This window comes from Pseudomonas sp. BC42, assembly GCF_021560055.1.
Taxonomy (GTDB): Bacteria; Pseudomonadota; Gammaproteobacteria; order Pseudomonadales; family Pseudomonadaceae; genus Aquipseudomonas.
Genome location: NZ_CP091067.1, coordinates 6,065,146 through 6,082,446, shown reverse-complemented (window position 1 = coordinate 6,082,446; position 17,301 = coordinate 6,065,146). Strand labels below are relative to the sequence as shown.

The 17,301-nt window shown below is 65.5% G+C and carries 16 protein-coding genes; 6 read left to right on the top strand and 10 right to left on the bottom strand.

The annotated features are described in order from the left end of the window. Positions 1–31: 31 nt before the first annotated feature. On the bottom strand, positions 32–1,552 hold the full coding sequence (locus L1O02_RS27515) for a collagen-like triple helix repeat-containing protein (protein WP_060842382.1): 1,521 nt from the start codon (positions 1,550–1,552) through the stop codon (positions 32–34). A 413-nt stretch (positions 1,553–1,965) separates the two neighbouring features. Between L1O02_RS27515 and L1O02_RS27510 the strand changes: the two genes are divergently transcribed. Next, positions 1,966–2,415 carry a DMT family transporter gene (locus L1O02_RS27510; RefSeq protein ID WP_060837372.1) on the top strand — a complete coding sequence of 150 codons (450 nt, stop codon included), beginning with the start codon at positions 1,966–1,968 and terminating at the stop codon, positions 2,413–2,415. 7 nt (positions 2,416–2,422) lie between these two features. On the opposite strand, the gene L1O02_RS27505 is transcribed toward L1O02_RS27510, so the two are convergent. Continuing rightward, positions 2,423–3,277: a MaoC family dehydratase gene (locus L1O02_RS27505; RefSeq protein WP_060837373.1), complete on the bottom strand. Its 855-nt coding sequence runs from the start codon at positions 3,275–3,277 to the stop codon at positions 2,423–2,425. Positions 3,278–3,279: 2 nt separating this feature from the next. Then, complete coding sequence (locus L1O02_RS27500) at positions 3,280–4,632, bottom strand: 3-oxoacyl-ACP reductase (RefSeq protein WP_108545998.1); 1,353 nt, start codon at positions 4,630–4,632, stop codon at positions 3,280–3,282. A gap of 133 nt (positions 4,633–4,765) precedes the next feature. Here L1O02_RS27500 and L1O02_RS27495 point away from each other — a divergent pair, with 133 nt between their 5' ends. Next, entirely contained in the window at positions 4,766–6,043 is a 1,278-nt protein-coding gene (locus L1O02_RS27495) for an acetyl-CoA C-acetyltransferase (RefSeq protein WP_108545999.1), read from the top strand. A gap of 74 nt (positions 6,044–6,117) precedes the next feature. On the opposite strand, the gene L1O02_RS27490 is transcribed toward L1O02_RS27495, so the two are convergent. Further along, entirely contained in the window at positions 6,118–8,064 is a 1,947-nt protein-coding gene (locus L1O02_RS27490; protein ID WP_060837376.1) for a methyl-accepting chemotaxis protein, read from the bottom strand. 433 nt (positions 8,065–8,497) lie between these two features. On the opposite strand from L1O02_RS27490, the gene L1O02_RS27485 reads away from it, so the two are divergent. Beyond that, positions 8,498–9,394 carry a PA4780 family RIO1-like protein kinase gene (locus L1O02_RS27485; protein ID WP_060837377.1) on the top strand — a complete coding sequence of 299 codons (897 nt, stop codon included), beginning with the start codon at positions 8,498–8,500 and terminating at the stop codon, positions 9,392–9,394. Positions 9,395–9,614: 220 nt separating this feature from the next. Here L1O02_RS27485 and cueR read toward each other — a convergent pair whose 3' ends face one another. From cueR to L1O02_RS27470, 3 genes are all read right to left on the bottom strand, one after another. Then, the gene (gene cueR, locus L1O02_RS27480) at positions 9,615–10,019 is read right to left on the bottom strand and encodes a Cu(I)-responsive transcriptional regulator (RefSeq protein ID WP_060837378.1); all 405 of its coding nucleotides are present in this window, start codon (positions 10,017–10,019) and stop codon (positions 9,615–9,617) included. Continuing rightward, on the bottom strand, positions 10,016–12,412 hold the full coding sequence (locus L1O02_RS27475) for a heavy metal translocating P-type ATPase (RefSeq protein ID WP_108546000.1): 2,397 nt from the start codon (positions 12,410–12,412) through the stop codon (positions 10,016–10,018). The genes cueR and L1O02_RS27475 overlap by 4 nt, the downstream gene beginning before the upstream one ends. Before the next feature lie 153 nt (positions 12,413–12,565). Beyond that, positions 12,566–12,949, bottom strand: coding sequence for a hypothetical protein (locus tag L1O02_RS27470; protein ID WP_016966707.1), 384 nt, complete (start codon positions 12,947–12,949; stop codon positions 12,566–12,568). 145 nt (positions 12,950–13,094) lie between these two features. Here L1O02_RS27470 and L1O02_RS27465 point away from each other — a divergent pair, with 145 nt between their 5' ends. Both L1O02_RS27465 and L1O02_RS27460 read left to right on the top strand, forming a co-directional pair. Beyond that, positions 13,095–13,292 (top strand): cation transporter, encoded by a 198-nt coding sequence (locus L1O02_RS27465; RefSeq protein WP_060837380.1) that lies wholly within the window; start codon positions 13,095–13,097, stop codon positions 13,290–13,292. A 93-nt stretch (positions 13,293–13,385) separates the two neighbouring features. Further along, complete coding sequence (locus L1O02_RS27460) at positions 13,386–14,582, top strand: multidrug effflux MFS transporter (protein ID WP_108546001.1); 1,197 nt, start codon at positions 13,386–13,388, stop codon at positions 14,580–14,582. Position 14,583: 1 nt separating this feature from the next. Here the strand turns inward: L1O02_RS27460 and L1O02_RS27455 are convergent, their stop codons facing one another. The 3 genes from L1O02_RS27455 to L1O02_RS27445 all read right to left on the bottom strand — a co-directional run bounded on the left by L1O02_RS27455 (position 14,584) and on the right by L1O02_RS27445 (position 16,243). After that, positions 14,584–14,760, bottom strand: a complete 177-nt coding sequence (locus L1O02_RS27455) for a hypothetical protein (RefSeq protein WP_164990742.1) — start codon at positions 14,758–14,760, stop codon at positions 14,584–14,586. A gap of 144 nt (positions 14,761–14,904) precedes the next feature. Beyond that, a complete protein-coding gene (locus tag L1O02_RS27450) occupies positions 14,905–15,918 on the bottom strand; it encodes a zinc-binding alcohol dehydrogenase family protein (RefSeq protein ID WP_108546002.1) in 1,014 nt (337 codons plus the stop codon). Positions 15,919–15,949: 31 nt separating this feature from the next. Continuing rightward, complete coding sequence (locus tag L1O02_RS27445; RefSeq protein ID WP_108546003.1) at positions 15,950–16,243, bottom strand: putative quinol monooxygenase; 294 nt, start codon at positions 16,241–16,243, stop codon at positions 15,950–15,952. A 118-nt stretch (positions 16,244–16,361) separates the two neighbouring features. On the opposite strand from L1O02_RS27445, the gene L1O02_RS27440 reads away from it, so the two are divergent. After that, a complete protein-coding gene (locus L1O02_RS27440) occupies positions 16,362–17,270 on the top strand; it encodes a LysR family transcriptional regulator (protein ID WP_060837383.1) in 909 nt (302 codons plus the stop codon). The last annotated feature ends 31 nt before the right edge of the window (positions 17,271–17,301 follow it).

Sequence of the window (17,301 nt, the reverse complement as noted above, 5' to 3'; positions counted from 1 at the left end):
AGGTAAGGCCGTCGAATCGGCCAGGTGCAATTTATTTCCTGGTGCCGCCCAGGGCGCCGGTCAGGCCACCCAGCACTCCACCCAGGCCGCCGTTGACGGTGGTTCCGGCCGAGGCGCTGCCGCTTGCGCTGGCGCCGACATTCAGGCCACCGAGCAGGCCGCCGCTGGGGGCTGTACCGCCGTTGACCAGGCCACCGACCGAGGCCACGGTTGAGCCCAGTGCACCGAGGGTGCCGCCCAGGGCAGTGCCAACCTGGTTGCCGGTGCTGTTGCCAGCAATGGTGCTGCCCACGTTGCTGACCGCGCCTCCCACTTGACCCAGCAGGCTGCCGGCCTGAGCGCCAATTCCGGTGGCGGCGCCTACTTGCTGAGTCAGGCCGGTGACCGAACTGGTGACCGGGTTCAGCGCCGAGCCCAGGCTCACGCCGACACTGGCCAGGGGCGCGGTGACCACCAGATTGGGTGTACCGCTGCCGCCCAGAGCACCGCCGACCGAGGCGATCAGGCCGCCGACCGCGCCGCCGGTGACACCGCCCGCACTGACCGTACCGTTGCTGTTTCCTGTATTCACACCGTTGCTCAGGTTGGCCACGGCACCGCCGACGGTTTCCAGCAGACCGTTGCTACCGACAGTTGAGCCGGTACCGGAACCGCTTCCCGAGCCGCCCAGATAGCCACCGGCGCGGCCCACCGCATTGCTGGTATTGCTCAGGGCATTGCCCAGCAGGTCGGTCACAGGGTTGCCGTCGCCGGAGTCGCTGACGGCATTGCCGGAGCTGTCCACCGCCTGGGCCACGCCGTTGAGCAGGCCTTTGACCGGTGCGCCGAGCCCTGTCGCGCTGCCGGCTTTACCAGTCACACCCTCCGCCAGGCTGACGACGGGCACCAGCACCTTGTCGCCCACGCCATCGGTCAGGGTGCCCACCGGGCCGTTGCTGGTGACTGTGCTCAAGGTGTTGCCGAGCATGGTCACTCGGGCGCCGACGCCACCGACCACCGGTGCCACGCGAGTCACCACGCCTCCTACCAGTGGAACACTCTGGGTCGTGGTGGCCAGTTTGCCGCTGAGGTCGGTGACCCCGGTGCCCACATCGCCGACGACGTTGCCGACGGTGGCCGTGGTTTTACTCAGCGCCTTGGGATCGGTGCCCAGCTTGCCGAGGCCGCCGGTCAAGCCTTGGCCCACGGTATCGACCACGTTGCCCGCGGTATTGACTGCGCTTTGTGCGACAGCGCCGACGACTGGAACCGCTGCCAGGGAGGTCCCAAGATCGCTGACCCCGGTACCGACGCCACTGACGGTGGTGCCAAGGTCGGACACCAGGCTGCTGGTGGTCAGTGTCCCTGTGGTGCCGCCGGTGCCGCCGGTACCACCCGTACCACCTGTGCCGCCGCCCGTGCCACCGGTACCGCCACTGCTGCCGCCGGCGCTGGTCGTCGATGAACTGCTACCTCCGCTCTTGTGACCGCCACCGCCGCTGCAGCCGGTCAGGCCGAGAGTCAGGGCCAAGGCCAATGCGGTACATGCTTTCCATCCAATTTGAGTGTTCATGATCGTTATCCCTGCACCTATTACAACGTTCGTTGTCTTCGACAGTTCTCCAGTTCTTGTGCTGGAGATACTTTCGTCCGTTGAGTACATAAGAGGCGCAAGAAGAAATTTGAACAATTATGAACTTGGTATTAATGACTTATATCTTGCTGTTTTTTCTCCTGATAAGTAGCTAGTCTGAAAGTATGGGTGGGGAGGTTGTTTGTTTTAATTATGTTATTAATCAATGGTTTGTAGTTTGCGCGTGAGTGTGTGGGTAGGGCGTGAAACTAAAGTTATATATATACAATTAATGGGTTTTATTTGAGCGAAAGGCCGGGATACGGCAGTTTATTTGCGGCTTAGTTGGCTTCGCAGACTTTCCGTTTGAGCCTGGCTTATAATGCGCGACCGAAATTCCCTTGGAGTCCGTGATGCTGAGCCCAGTCTGGTGGCTGCTGTGCCTGCCGTTCTTTGCCGGGGCCTTTCTGGCCTTGCAAGCCGGAATCAACGGTCAGTTGGCCAAGCAGGTCGGCGGGGTACTGGCCGCTGCATTGATTTCATTTTTCGTCGGCACCCTGGCCTTGTTGATCCTGGTGCTGGCGCAGCGCGAGATGCCTGCGCTGAGCGCCCTCAGGGGCCTGACCTGGTGGCATTGGTGCGGTGGTTTGCTGGGGGTGTTTTTCATCACCACCGCCGCATTTGCCGGGCCACGGATCGGTGCCTTGCTGTTCATGGCACTGGTGCTGGCCGGCCAGTTGAGCATGGCCCTGGCCCTGGATCACTTTGGCTGGGTGGGGTTTCGCGAGGCACCGGTCAGCCTCGGCAAGATCGCCGGACTGCTGCTGATCGTCATTGGCGTGGTGCTGATTCGTCGAGGCTGAGCGCGCGTCAGGCGATCGGTCGCCAACCTCCCTGCATGTGCTGCAGATCGCCGTTGCCGAGTAATTGCAGTTCACCGCTGGACCCCGCCGCGCTGGCCAGCAAGCGCACTTCACCGGGCAGCAGCAGCGGTTTCAGGAATTGCACCGTCACCTCGATGTTGGCGGCCGGCAAGGTGTCGCTCAGGGCCGCCAGGGCTCGCGCCTTGTTCCACAGACCGTGGGCGATGGCTCGGGGGAAGCCGAACAGGCGGGCGCTCCAGGCACTGAGATGAATCGGGTTGTAGTCGCCGGAAACCCGGGCGTAACGCCGGCCGATATCGCTCTGGGCCTGCCAGCGACTGACTTCGTTCAAACCCAGCCCAGACATCGACGGCAGGGCGCCGGGCTCGCCCGGCACTTGCACACCCCGGCAGAGCATGCGGCTTTCGGCTTCCCAGAGCGGTCCCAGCAGATCGTCGACCGTGGTCAGCAGATCGAACACCGCGCCCTTGGCGTGAGGTTGCAGGTTGCCCGCCCGAACGGCGACTCGCACGCTGCCGACATTGCCCATGGGGCGCAGAATGCGGATCCGGTTGGCCAGATGAATCAGCCCCAAGAGGGGGAAAGGAAACGCCGGGTCGGTGAGCAATTGCATCTGCAACGCAAAGGCCAGCACATGGGGATAGGTGGCGGGCAGCAGGCCGTTGTCGAGGTAACCGCACACCTGGCGATAGGCCTCCAGCCGGCGCGGCTCGACGCTGATCCAACAGCGCAGGCCCTGCTCCGGCAACGGCGTGTTCTTGATCCCGCGACGTAGCGCGGCCTTGAGGAACAGCGGGGGCAGGGAGGCGGGCAGGTGCAGATCGTGCCAGTGGTTGCTCATCGTCAGGCTCCCAGGACGCTTTGGCCGCAGACCCGCAAGGCTTGTCCGCTGATCGCGCCACTGCCCGGCTGGGCGAGCCAGGCCACCGCCTCGGCGACATCCTGGGGCAGGCCGCCCTGGCCCAGGGCGCTCATGCGTCGCCCGGCCTCGCGCAGGGCGAAGGGCACCCTGGCGGTCATCTGAGTCTCGATGAAGCCCGGGGCCACGGCATTGATGCTGATGTCCCGGGGCTGCAGCGCTGGCGCCCAGGACTGGGCCAGGCCGATCAGTCCGGCCTTGCTGGCGGCGTAGTTGGTCTGCCCGCGGTTGCCGGCAATGCCGCTGATGGAGGCCAGCAGGATCACCCGCCCGTGGTCATGCAGGCGCCCGCTGTCGAGCAGGGCCTGGGTCAGCACCTGGGGAGCGTTGAGATTCACCGCCAGCACCGCATCCCAGAACTCCGCGGTCATGTTGGCCAGGGTCTTGTCCCGGGTGATGCCGGCGTTGTGCACCAGGATGTCGAGTCCGTCCGGAAGATGCTCGAGCAACTGGGTTGCGGCGTCCGCAGCACAGATATCCAGGGTGATGGCCTGTCCGCCGAGGCGCGCGGCCAGGGTTTCCAGGTCGACCTTGGCTTGGGGCACATCCAGCAACAGCACCTGGGCGCCATCACGGGCCAGGGTTTCGGCGATGGCCGCGCCAATGCCCCGCGCCGCGCCGGTGACCAGGGCCCTGCGCCCGGCCAGCGGGCGGCTCCAGTCCTGGACCTGGACGGCGCAGGGCTGCAAGCGCAGAACCTGTCCGGAAACGAAAGCGCTCTTGGGCGACAGAAAGAAGCGCAGCGCCCCCTCCAGCTGGTCCTCGGCTCCGTGGCCGACATACAGCAACTGCAGGGTGGCGCCGTTGCGCAGTTCCTTGGCCAGGGAGCGGCTGAAACCTTCCAGGGCACGCTGGGCGCTGGCGGCGAAGGGCGTATCGAGGGTTTCCGGGGCCCGGCCGAGGATCAGCAGGTGGGCGCAGGGTTCGAGGCTTCTCAGCAGCGGCTGGAAGAATTCCCGCAGTTGCTTGAGCTGATCGGTGTGGCGCAGTTCGCTGGCATCGAACACCACTGCCTTGAGCCTGGGACCGTGCCCGGGAATCCACGGTGTGGCCAGGGCCGGATCGCAGCCGTAGCTGTAGATCGAGTCGGTCAGGCGCGGGGCCAGGCTGCTCACCTGCTGGGCCAGGGGACCGCCGCCCACCAGCAAGGCGCCCTCGATGGGCCGCAGCCGTCCGGCCTGCCAGCGTTCCAGGCGCACCGGTGACGGCAGGCCAAGGGCGCCCACCAGGCGTTGGCCGATGGATGAATTGGCGAAGTCGATATAACGGTCGGACATGGAACGCACTCCATTGGCTGGGGTTCAAAGTGTGGACCATGAATGGCTCCGAGTCGTTCGATCAGCCAGAAGCCTCCTACGCTAGAGGGGGACCTACTCACCGCAGTCGCACTCACAGAACAGGGAGCTCTCCATGACACAACTGCGTCGCGTGGCGATTATTGGCGGTAACCGCATCCCCTTTGCCCGTTCCAACGGGCCCTATGCCACGGCCAGTAACCAGGCCATGCTCACCGCCGCCCTCGAAGGCCTGATCGAGCGCTACAACCTGCATGGCCTGCGTATCGGCGAGGTGGTGGCCGGGGCCGTGCTCAAGCACTCCCGGGATTTCAACCTGACCCGCGAATGTGTGCTGGGCTCGCGGCTGGCGCCCACCACGGCGGCCTACGACATCCAGCAAGCCTGCGGCACCGGCCTGGAGGCGGCGTTGCTGGTGGCCAACAAGATTGCCCTGGGGCAGATCGACTGCGGCATCGCCGGCGGTGTCGACACCACCTCGGACGCACCGATCGGGGTCAACGAAGGGCTGCGCCAGATTCTGCTGCAGGCCAATCGGGCCCGGAGCATCGGTGACAAGCTCAAGATCCTCCTGCAACTGCGACCCCATCACCTCAAGCCGGAACTGCCGCGCAACGGCGAGCCGCGCACCGGCTTGTCCATGGGCGAGCATTGCGAGCAGATGGCCAAGACCTGGAGCATCGGCCGCGGCGAACAGGACCAACTGGCCCTGGAAAGCCACCAGAAAATGGCCGCGGCCTATGCCGAAGGCTGGCATGACGATCTGCTCACTCCCTTTCTCGGCCTGACCCGGGACAACAACCTGCGCCCGGACCTGAGCCTGGAAAAACTCGCCAGCCTCAAGCCGGCCTTCGACCACAGCGGCCAGGGCACCCTCACCGCCGGCAACTCCACGCCGCTGACCGATGGCGCCTCCCTGGTGCTGCTGGGCAGTGAGCAATGGGCCAGGGAACGCGGCCTGCCGATCCTGGCCTACCTGCGTGACGGCGAGGCGGCGGCGGTGGACTTCGTCAAGGGGGCCGAAGGGCTGTTGATGGCGCCGGTGTACGCCGTACCGCGCCTGCTGGCGCGCAATGGCCTGAGCCTGCAGGACTTCGACTACTACGAAATCCACGAAGCCTTCGCCGCCCAGGTGCTGTGCACCCTCAAGGCCTGGGAAGATCCGCAGTACTGCAAGACCCGCCTGGGCCTGGAGGCGCCCCTGGGCAGCATCGATCGCGCCCGGCTCAACGTCAAAGGCAGCTCCCTGGCCGCGGGGCATCCGTTTGCCGCCACCGGCGGGCGCATCGTCGCCAACCTGGCGAAGTTGCTGAGTGTGGCGGGGCAGGGGCGCGGGCTGATTTCGATTTGTGCTGCAGGTGGGCAGGGCGTGACGGCGATCATCGAACGCTGATGTTCGCCGGCCAGCCGGTTCCTACAGAGGCAAGTCGCCCATCCGCAGGAGCCGGCTGGCCGGCGAAAAGACCCTCAAGTCTTGAAGCGCCGCACCAGGGCGTCCAGCTCATTGGACAACCCCGCCAGGCTCTGGGAATCCAGGCGTGCCGAGTTCGCCAGTTCCGCCACCAACTGCGCATCGCCATGGATCTGGCTGATGTGCCGGTTGATGTCTTCCGCCACCTGGTGCTGCTCTTCGGCGGCGGTGGCGATCTGGGTGTTCATGTCGCGGATCACGTCCACCGATTCGCGGATCTGCCCGAAGCTGTTGCGCGCCAGGCCGATGCGGTTCACCGACTGCTGGGACACTTCCAGGCTGGCGTGCATCTGCTGGGTCACCGCGCTGGTGCGCTTGGCCAGGTTGCCCAGCAGCCCGTCGATCTCGGCGGTGGAGTCGGCGGTGCGCTTGGCCAGGGCCCGCACTTCATCGGCCACCACGGCAAAGCCGCGGCCCTGCTCACCGGCCCGGGCGGCCTCGATGGCGGCGTTGAGGGCCAGCAGGTTGGTCTGTTCGGCGATCGAGCGGATGGTGCCGAGGATCGACTGGATATCGGTGCTGTCGCGTTCCAGCTGTTGCATCGATTGCGCCGACTGTTCGATCTCCTGGCTCAGGCGGTCGACGCTGTGCACCGCGTCGTCGATCTGCTGCTGGCCTTCCCGGGCCTGGCGCTGGCCACTGTCCGCCGACTCCGCGGCCTGGCTGCAGGAGCGGGCCACTTCGTTGGCAGTGGCGACCATTTCGTGGAACGCGGTGGACACCATGTCCACGGCTTCGCGCTGGCGCCCGGCGGCTTCGGCCATGTCGCTGGACACCTGGGTCGAGGAGTGGGAGGTGGCGAGAATCTTCTGCGCCGCCTGGCCGATGTGCTGGATCAGGCTGCGGATCGCCGAGAGGAACTGGTTGAACCAGTTGGCCAACTGCGCGGTTTCGTCATTGCCGCGAATGTTCAGGTTCTGGGTCAGGTCGCCTTCGCCCTGGGCAATGCCTTCCAGGCCGCTGGCCACGCCGCGGATCGGCCGCACGATGAGGCTGGCGAAGCTGGCGCCGAACACCGCGAACAGCACCGCCAGGACCCCGGCGATCACGGCGATGATCCAGGTCAGCTGGGTGGCCGAACCCATGACTTCGCTCTGCTTGATCAGGCCGATGAAGGTCCAGCCCAGCTGTTGCGAAGGCCAGACGTTGGCCATGTAGTGTTCGCCGCCCAGCTCCACTTGCACCAGGCCCTTGCCGGTCTTGGCCAGTTGCGCGTAACCCTCGCCGAGGCTGTCCAGGGCCTTGAAGTTGTGCTCCGGCTGCTTGGGGTCGACCAGTACCGTGCCGTTGTTTTCCATCAGCATCAGGTAGCCGGATTCGCCCAGCTTGATCTGCTTGACGATTTCGGTGAGCTGTTTGAGCGACACGTCGACCGCGACCACGCCGCCCTGGGGCCCTAGCTGGTTGGCCAGGGAGCGCACGGTGCTGACCAGCACCGCATCGTCCGGGGCCCAGTAGTACGCATCGGTGCGCAGGGTCTTGCCCGGGCTGGCCAGCGCGGCTTTGTACCAGGGGCGCACGCGCGGGTCGTAGTTGGCCAGCTTCAGGTCGGCGGGCCAGGAGACGTAACCGCCGTTGCTCACGCCGTAGGACACATAGGCATAGGCGGGATGGCTGGCGGCCATGGCGGCGAACAGGTCGAAGATGCGCTTGTCCTGCTCGCCTTCCGGCACCTTGGCGGCATCGGCGCTCATCCAGGTCTTGAGGTCGCCGCCGGCCTGGGTGAGCAACGGTTGCGCCGCCAGGTAATCGATGTTCTGGCTGATGCCTTCGAAGAACAGCTGCATGGCGTTGGCCACTTGGCGGATCTCGCGGCCGCTGCCGTCGACAAAGGTGTTTTGCGCTTCGCTGCGCAGGTTGATCACCACCAGCGTGGCCACCAGCACCACGGGCAGGCAGGCAATGACGGCGAAGGCCCAGGTCAGTTTCTGTTTGATGTTCATCCGCGCTCCAGTTTTTTGTATGACCACGAAGTGCAGGCGACTCGCGGATTATTGGCAGATTGTGAGGTGGCGCTGATTGTCGTCCCTGTGGCTGAAGTCGAACCGCGGGCGGTCGAACCTTGGCCGGCGGCTGACGTCTTTATTGGATTGTCGGACAAACTCCCTGTCTCTCTGAGGGCTTCGGCTGGCGCCGAGCAATATTGAGCCGGCGGCGCAAAAAAAACTGGTCGCGGCGCGTCGGCGGCGAGGGCGTGCAAAGCCACTGGCCGCTGCAGTCTTGGCTATGATCCCTGGCGGCGTCGATGGATTGATCTGGCACATTGAGTGCATTGCTGTCGCTCGCGGCTCGGCGGCCCTTTCCCGTGGTGGGAGGATTGCCGTATAACGAGTGACTTTCGCGTGTTTGGTAACAAGGGACCCACAATAAAAGCTGATGAAGACTCCAAAACGCATTGAACCCCTGATCGAAGACGGTCTGGTAGACGAGGTGCTGCGCCCACTCATGAGTGGTAAAGAGGCAGCTGTGTATGTGGTGCGCTGCGGCAACGAGCTACGTTGCGCCAAGGTCTACAAGGAGGCGAACAAACGCAGTTTCCGTCAGGCGGCGGAGTATCAGGAAGGGCGCAAGGTTCGCAACAGCCGTCAGGCGCGAGCCATGGCCAAGGGCTCGAAGTTCGGGCGCAAGGAGACCGAAGACGCTTGGCAGAACGCCGAAGTGGCGGCCTTGTTCCGCCTGGCCAACGCTGGGGTGCGGGTGCCCAAGCCGTTCGACTTTCTCGAAGGCGTGCTGCTGATGGAACTGGTGGCCGACGAATACGGCGATGCGGCGCCACGGCTCAACGATGTGGTGCTGGAACCGGACCAGGCCCGTGAGTATCACGCCTTCCTGATTTCCCAGATCGTGCTGATGTTGTGTACCGGGCTGGTGCACGGTGACCTGTCCGAGTTCAACGTGCTGCTGACACCGGACGGTCCGGTGATCATCGACCTGCCCCAGGCAGTGGATGCGGCGGGCAACAACCACGCGTTCAGCATGCTGGAGCGGGACGTGGGCAACATGGCGTCCTACTTCGGGCGATTCGCTCCGGAGCTCAAGCGCACCCGTTATGCCAAGGAAATGTGGGCCCTGTACGAGGCCGGCACCTTGCACCCGGGCAGTGTGCTGACCGGCGAGTTCGACGACCCCGAGGAACTGGCGGATGTCGGCAGCGTGATCCGCGAGATCGAAGCGGCACGTCTCGACGAGGAGCGCCGGCAGGCCGTGCGGGCGGCGGACGATGCGCCGCCAGGCAAATCCGAAGAACCACCGCCTCCGCCCTGGATGCAGTGATGGAATAGAAAAATCCGGCCTTGGCCGGATTTTTTATTCCTGCAAACTACCTGGCACCTTGGCACCTTGGCACCTTGTAGCCGCTGCCGCAGGCTGCGCACGGCCCGAAGGGACGAGGGCGCCGAGGTTTTGCAAGGGATCGCCAAGCAAGGCCCTGCGGGCCTTTTCGCAGCCTCGCTAGGGCTCGGCAGCGGCTACAGAGATTGCTTCTTGCAAGTACTCAGGACCCGCAACAACTGCCCGAAGCCAGTTCCTTGAGGATCGGGCAGTCCGGGCGGTGGTCGCCGTGGCAGTGCTCCACCAGGTCCTGCAGGGTGTCGCGCAGCCCGGCCAGTTCACGGATCTTCTGGTTCAGCTCGTCGATGTGCTGGCGCGCCAGGGCCTTCACATCGGCGCTGGCCCGCTGCCGGTCCTGCCACAGGGTCAGCAGCTTGCCCACTTCCTCCAGGGAAAAGCCCAGGTCCCGGGAACGCTTGATGAAGGCCAGGCTGTGCAGGTCTTCGTCGCCGTACAGGCGATAGCCGCTGTCACTGCGATGGGCCGGCTTGAGCAGGCCGATGGACTCGTAGTAACGGATCATCTTGGCGCTCAGGCCGCTCTTGCGCGCTGCTTGGCCGATGTTCATTCGGCGTTCTCCAGGTCTTTGGGTTTCCAGGTTTTCAACAGTAGCGCATTGCTCACCACGCTGACGCTGGACAGGGCCATGGCCGCGCCGGCCAGCACCGGATTGAGCAGGCCGAACGCCGCCAGCGGGATGCCGATCAGGTTGTAGACGAAGGCCCAGAACAGGTTCTGGCGGATCTTCGCGTAGGTCTTGCGGCTGATTTCCAGGGCCGCCGGGATCAAGCGTGGATCGCCACGCATCAGGGTGATGCCCGCCGCATGCATCGCCACGTCGGTCCCGCCGCCCATGGCAATGCCGATGTCGGCCGCCGCCAGGGCCGGGGCGTCGTTGATGCCGTCGCCGACCATGGCCACCACCCCGGTCTTTTTCAGCGCCGTTACCGTGGCGGCCTTGTCCGCCGGCAGCACTTCGGCGTGCACGTCGTCGATGCCCAGGGCATCGGCCACCACCTTGGCGCTGCCACGGTTGTCGCCGGTCAGCAGGTGGCTGCTGATCTGCCGCGCGCGCAGTTGCTGCACTGCCTGCAAGGCGCCGGGCTTGAGCGTGTCGCCAAAGGCAAACAGGCCCAGGACCCGGGATTGCGGGCTCTGTTCGATCAGCCAGGACAGGGTCCGGCCTTCGTGCTCCCAGTCCTTGGCCGCTTGGGCCAGGCTGCCCGGGTTCAGGCCGCACTCTTCCAGCAGGCGGCGATTGCCCAGGGCCAGTTGCCGGCCGTCCAGGGTGCCGGCGATACCGCGTCCGGTCAGGGACTGGCTGGCGCTGACATCGGCCACTGGCAGTTGGCGTTCCTGGCACAGGTCCAGCACCGCCTTGGCCAGGGGGTGTTCACTGCCGCGTTGCAGGGCGCCGGCCAGTTGCAGCACGCTGTTGTCGTCGCCCTCCAGGGCCTGCATGTGGGCGATGCGCGGCGTGCCGGACGTCAGGGTGCCGGTCTTGTCGAAGACCACCGAGCTCACTTCGTGGGCCCGCTCCAGGGCTTCGGCGTCCTTGATCAGAATGCCGTGGCGGGCGGCCACGCCGGTGCCGGCCATGATAGCGGTGGGCGTGGCCAGGCCCAGGGCGCAAGGGCAGGCGATCACCAGCACGGCCACCGCATTGATCACTGCGGTTTCCAGGGGCGCGCCATAGAGCCACCAGCCCACCAGCGTGATCAGCGCCAGCACCAGCACGGTGGGCACGAACACCTGGCTGACCTTGTCCACCAGTTTCTGGATCGGTGCCTTGCCGGCCTGGGCGTCTTCCACCAGGCGAATGATCCGCGCCAGCACGGTTTCCGCGCCGAGGGCCAGGGTGCGTACCAGCAGGCGACCTTCGCCGTTGATGGCGCCGCCGGTGACTTTATCCCCGGGCTGCTTGGGCACCGGCAGGCTTTCTCCGCTGATCAGCGCTTCGTCGGCATGGCTCTGGCCTTCGATGACTTCGCCGTCCACCGGGAAGCGCTCGCCGGGCTTGACCAGCACCAGGTCGTTCAGGCGCAGGGCGCTGATGGCGACTTCCTGCTCGCGCCCGTCGATGACCTGGATCGCCCGCTCGGGGCGCAGGGCTTCCAGGGCGCGGATGGCGCTGGCGGTCTGGCGCTTGGCGCGGCTTTCCAGGTATTTGCCCAGCAGCACCAGGGCGATCACCACCGCCGAGGCTTCGAAGTACAGGTGCGGCATGCTGCCGGCGGCGGCCGTGGCCCATTCATACAGGCTCAGGCCATAACCGGCACTGGTGCCCAGGGCCACCAGCAGGTCCATGTTGCCGCTGCCGGCGCGCACGGCTTTCCAGGCGGCGACATAGAAGCGTGCGCCGAAGATGAACTGCACCGGGGTGGCCAGGGCGAACTGGGCCCAGGCCGGGAGCATCCAGTGCAGGCCGAAGGGTTGCACCAGCATCGGCAGCACCAGGGGCAGGGCCAGGAGGATCGCCAGCACCAGGCTCCAGCGCTCGCGGCGCAGGTGCTGCTGTTGCTCGTCGCCCTGTTTCTGCTCGGCTTGCCACCGGCTGGCGGAGTAGCCGGCCTGGGTCACGGCGTTGATCAGCAGCCCCGGGTCGACCTGCCCCAGCAGCTCGACGTGGGCGCGTTCGGTGGCCAGGTTGACGCTGGCGCTGCGCACCCCGGCAACCTTGTTCAAGGCCCGTTCGACGCGACCGGCGCAGGTCGCGCAGGTCATGCCGCCGATGGTCAATTCGACGGATTGCACCGGCACGCTGTAACCGGCATTTTCCACGGCTTGCAGCAGCGCCGGCAGGCTGTCCCCGGGGGCTTCGACCCGGGCCTGTTCCGTGGCCAGGTTGACGCTCACTGCACGGATACCGGCGACCTTGCCCAGGGCTCGCTCGACACGACCGGCGCAGCTGGCGCAGGTCATGCCGGCAATCGGCAGGTCGAAGGTGGTTGATTCAGGCATGGCTGACACTCCCTGTAAATGATGCCCACAGGATCAACCTTGCCATGCAGGCAAGGTCAAGCGGGCATTGCCAGGGTGCTTCATTTTGTCCCAAGGGGGGCGTTGCAGCGCGCCTTGCGCGGGCTGGCGCAAGGCGTGTGGCGAGGCGGGGCTTCAGTATTCCAGGGCGGCGGGCTTGAGGTACATGCCCGAGGCGTTGCTGGCGATGCGGAACTTCAGTACATCGCCGGCCCGCAGGCTGATGTCCTGGGAACCTGGGGCAAGCATGCCGGGGTTGCAGCCCGGCGCCTGGCCCGGCAGCAGTTTCAGGCGCACGGACACCTTGCCCGGTGGCAGGTTGAAGGAGGCGCTCTGCTCCTGGAACAGCCGGCCGGCGAGCTGGTCCTGAAGGTACAGACCGATCTCGCAGGAGGTGGCGACTTCCAGCCGCTCCCGGGAAATGATCAGGACGCCGTAGTCTTCTCCTGCGGCCAGGGCCGGCGGCGCTGCCGCGAACAGACCAAGGAGGCCGACGAGGCTGAAAGTGGACCAGCGCATGGCTGAATCTCCTGCTGTGATGTCGTAAGACGTGCAGCTTGGCGGAGCGCGGCGCCGATTTCCAGCCCGGCAGATCAATCCGCAACTTGACCTTGCCACGGTGGCAAGGACAAGACTGCGTGCATCCCAATACAGGAGAAGCGTGATGCAAGTTTTCAATGTTCAAGGCATGTCCTGCGGCCACTGCGTGCGGGCCATCACTCAAGCCTTGCAAAGCAAGGATCCGGCGGCCACGGTGCGGGTCGATCTGGCGGCCAAGGAAGTGGGCGTCGAGAGTCGCCTGTCCAATGAAGAAGTGATCAGCCTGATCAGTGAGGAAGGCTATGCGGTCAAGGTTGCCTGAGTCTTTTTAATCGTTAGCGACCTATCGGAATGTTCAAGGCGTCCAAGCGCGGCTAGACTGTGCGCCCGCTGACCTACGCTTCGCCTGGATGCCATGAACCTGCGCACAATCCTGATTCTCGGTGCCTTGAGTGCCTTCGGCCCTTTGGCCATCGACTTCTACCTGCCGGCCTTTCCATCGATGGCCCTGGCTTTCGGCACCGATGAAAAACACGTCCAACTGACCCTGGCAGCCTATTTCCTCGGCCTGTCCATCGGCCAGCTGGCCTATGGCCCGGTGGCCGACCGTTTTGGCCGGCGCCTGCCCCTGCTGGCTGGCGTGGGGCTGTTCACCCTGGCCTCCTTGGCCTGCGCCTATGCCCCCAACCTGGAGTGGCTGATCGGTGCACGTTTTGTCCAGGCCCTGGGCGGCTGTGCCGGCATGGTGATTTCCCGCGCGGTGGTCAGCGACAAGTGCGACGCGGTGGGTTCGGCCAAGGTGTTCTCCCAACTGATGCTGGTGATGGGCCTGGCGCCGATCCTGGCGCCGATGCTCGGCGGCCTGCTGGTCAACCTGTATGGCTGGCAGTCGATCTTCATCATGCTCACGGTGTTCAGCGCCCTGTCCGGATTGGCGGTGGCCCTGGGCCTGCCGGAAAGCATGCCGGCCACGCGTCCGCGCCTGCCCTTGTCCGGAGCGCTGCGCCAGTACGGCCTGCTGCTGGCGGACCGGGTCTTTCTCGGTCACGCCCTGACCGGCGGCATCGCCATCGCCGGGATGTTTTCCTACATCGCCGGTTCGCCCTTTGTCTTTATCAAGCTCTACGGCGTGCCGGCGGAGCACTTTGGCTGGTTCTTCGGGATCAACGCCGGGGGCTTCATCCTGGTGGCGCAGATCAATGCGCGCCTGCTGGCCAAGCGCGGGCCGGCCTTTCTGCTGGCGCGCACGGTGTGGATCTACCTGGCGGCGGGCCTGACCCTGTTGGGAATCAGCGCCTTGCACACCAGCGCACTCTGGCCGCTGCTACTGCCGTTGTTCGTGTGCATCGCCAGCCTGGGCTGCATCATTCCCAACGCTGCGGCCTGTGCCATGAACGGCCAGGGCGCGCGGGCCGGCAGCGCGTCGGCGATGCTCGGTTGCCTGCAGTTCAGCGTGGCGGCGGGTGCCGCCTATCTGGTGGGGGTATTGCACGATGGCAGCGCCATGCCGATGGCCATGGTCATCTGCCTGTGCGGGGTTCTGGCGGTGAGCATGGCGGTCGTGACCCGGCGTTTGCAGAATGCCCGGGCCTTGAGAGCCGCCGAGCCTTGAGTCAGCCGACGGCGCGCTGAACCTGGGGAATCTGGTGGGGAGCTTGCAAGCGGGCCTGCAGGGTCTGGGTGAACGCCCGGGCTTCGGCCTCGCTGCGGAAAGTCACCGCGTGCTGATCCAGGCGTACCTGCCATTGGGAGCCTTGAGGGTGTGCCAGTTCTTTTATCAGGATCTTCATTGCTGACCTCCTAACGCTAAAAGAGTGCGGTGCAAGGGCTGCCAGTGTAGACCCGAATACGGTCACAAATATGACCGAAATCAACTCTCGGACTGACGGCGACCAGCGGGCTTTTCTGCGCGATGGCCACCGTCCGCCAGGGCCTTAGAAACCTTCCAGAACGATCTTGCCCTTGGCCGTGCCGCTCTCCAGCACGGCATGGGCACGCCGCAGGTTGGCCGCGTTGATCTGGCCGAAATGCTCGCCCAGCGTGGTCTTCAGGGTGCCGGCGTCGATCAGCTCGGCGACCTTGTTGAGCAGCACATGCTGCTCTTGCATGTCGGCGGTTTCGAACAGCGAACGGGTGTACATGAACTCCCAGTGCAGCGACAGGCTCTTGCGCTTGAGCTTGGTCACATCGAGGCTTTTCGGGTCGTCGATCAGGGCCAGCTTGCCCTGGGGCGCCAGGGCCTCCACCAATTCATCGAGGTGAGCGTCGGTCTGGGTCAGGCTGGCCACGTGGGTCACCTGATGGATGCCGATGCGCTTGAGCTCGGCGCTCAGTGGCTGGCGGTGATCCACCACATGCTGGGCGCCCAGCTCGCGGACCCAGGCCTGGGTCTGTTCCCGGGAGGCACTGCCGATCACCTTGAGACCGGTCAGTTGCCGGGCCAGTTGGGTGAGGATCGAACCGACCCCGCCGGCGGCGCCGACAATCAGCAGGCTCTGGCCCTGGTCGCTGCGGTCCTGGCTGATCTGCAGGCGTTCGAACAGCAGCTCCCAGGCGGTGATCGCGGTCAGCGGCAGGGCCGCGGCTTCGGCAAAGCCCAGGCTCTTGGGCATATGGCCGACGATGCGTTCATCCACCGTATGCAATTGGCTGTTGCCGCCGGCCCGGGCAATGGAGCCGGCGTAGAACACCCGGTCGCCGACCTTGAACAGGCTGACCTCGCTGCCCACGGCCTTGACCACGCCGGCCACGTCCCAGCCCAGCACCTTGGCGGCGCCGCCTTCGGGCTGGACGTTCTGGCGGACTTTGGTGTCCACCGGGTTGACCGAGATGGCCTTGACCTCCACCAGAAGGTCGCGAGGGCCGGCCACCGGCTCGGGCAGTTCGATGTCTTGCAGGGACTTGGGGTCGTCGATCGGCAGGGAGGCGTAGTAGGCGATGGCTTTCATGATGAGTTCCTGATGAGTGTGAGAGTTGGGCTCAGACGAGCAATTGCAGGCGCTTGAGCTCGAAGTGCTCGATTGCCTCGCGGGTCTGGGCGATGAAGTGCTGGAAGTGCGCCGTGTGGTTGTGAAAGTCCAGGGCGGCTTCATCGTCCCAGCGTTCCAGTACGTAGAAGGTGCCCGGCTGCGCGGCGTCCTCATGCAGTTCGTAGTACTGGCAGCCGGCTTCCTCGCGGCTGGGCGGGACCAGGGCGCTGAGTTCGCGCTTGAGGACGGCTTGCTGCTGGGGCTTGGCGATCAGCGTCGCAATCGCGGTAAAGGCTTGGGACATGGGGTTTTCCTCAGGGGAGTCAGGCGATGGGCAGATAATTGGCTATTTCTCCCGAAGATAAAACCGGCTAAAAGAGCAGTCTCTTTCAATATTTTTTTGATAATCCGGAAATTCACCGATGCTGCGATTCGATGACCTGCAGTTGTTCGTGCGTGCCGCCGATCTGGGCAGCCTGTCGGCGGCGGCCCGGGTCATGGACCTGTCGCCGGCGGTGGCCAGCGCCGCCCTCAAGCGCATTGAAGAACACCTGGGCGCGCGCCTGCTGGCCCGCTCGACCCGCAGCCTGCGCCTGACCGCCGAGGGCGAGGGCTTTCTGGAATACGCCCGCGCCGCCTTGAGCAACCTGGATGAAGGACGGCGCCTGTTGGCCAGCGGCCAGGATCAGGTCAGCGGCGTGTTGCAACTGTCCGCGCCTTCGGACTTTGGCCGCAACCTGCTGCTGCCCTGGCTCGACGAGTTTCAGCGTGCCTACCCCAAGCTCAGCGTGCGCCTGCTGCTAGGGGACCGGATTGCCGACCTGTTCCGCCAGCCGGTGGATATCGCCCTGCGCTACGGCGAGCCGGAGGACTCCAGCCTGGTGGCCTTGCCGGTGGCCCCGGACAACCGCCGGGTGCTGTGCGCCGCTCCCAGCTACCTGGCGCGGCACGGCGAACCGCGCCAGCTGGAACACCTGGCCCAGCACAACTGCCTGCTGTACATGCTCGACAGCCGGGCGCACGACCTCTGGAGCTTTTTTGACGGCAAGCGCGAGGTGAGCCTGACCGTCAGTGGCGACCGCTTGAGCGACGATGCCGATGTGGTGCGGCGCTGGGCCGTGGCCGGCGAGGGGATTGCCTACAAGTCCTGGCTGGACGTGGCCGGCGATGTGCTCGCCGGTCGCCTGCAGATCCTGCTGCCGGAGCTGCGCTGCGAAGGCGCGTCGTTGAACCTGCTGTGCACCCATCGGGCGCACCTGAGCAAACCGGTGAAGTTGCTGCGCGACCTGCTTCAGGAGCGTTGCGCCGAGATCAGCGCCCGCCGCCCGTAGCAGCCGGCCACCCCGGGCCCCGTGCCCGGCG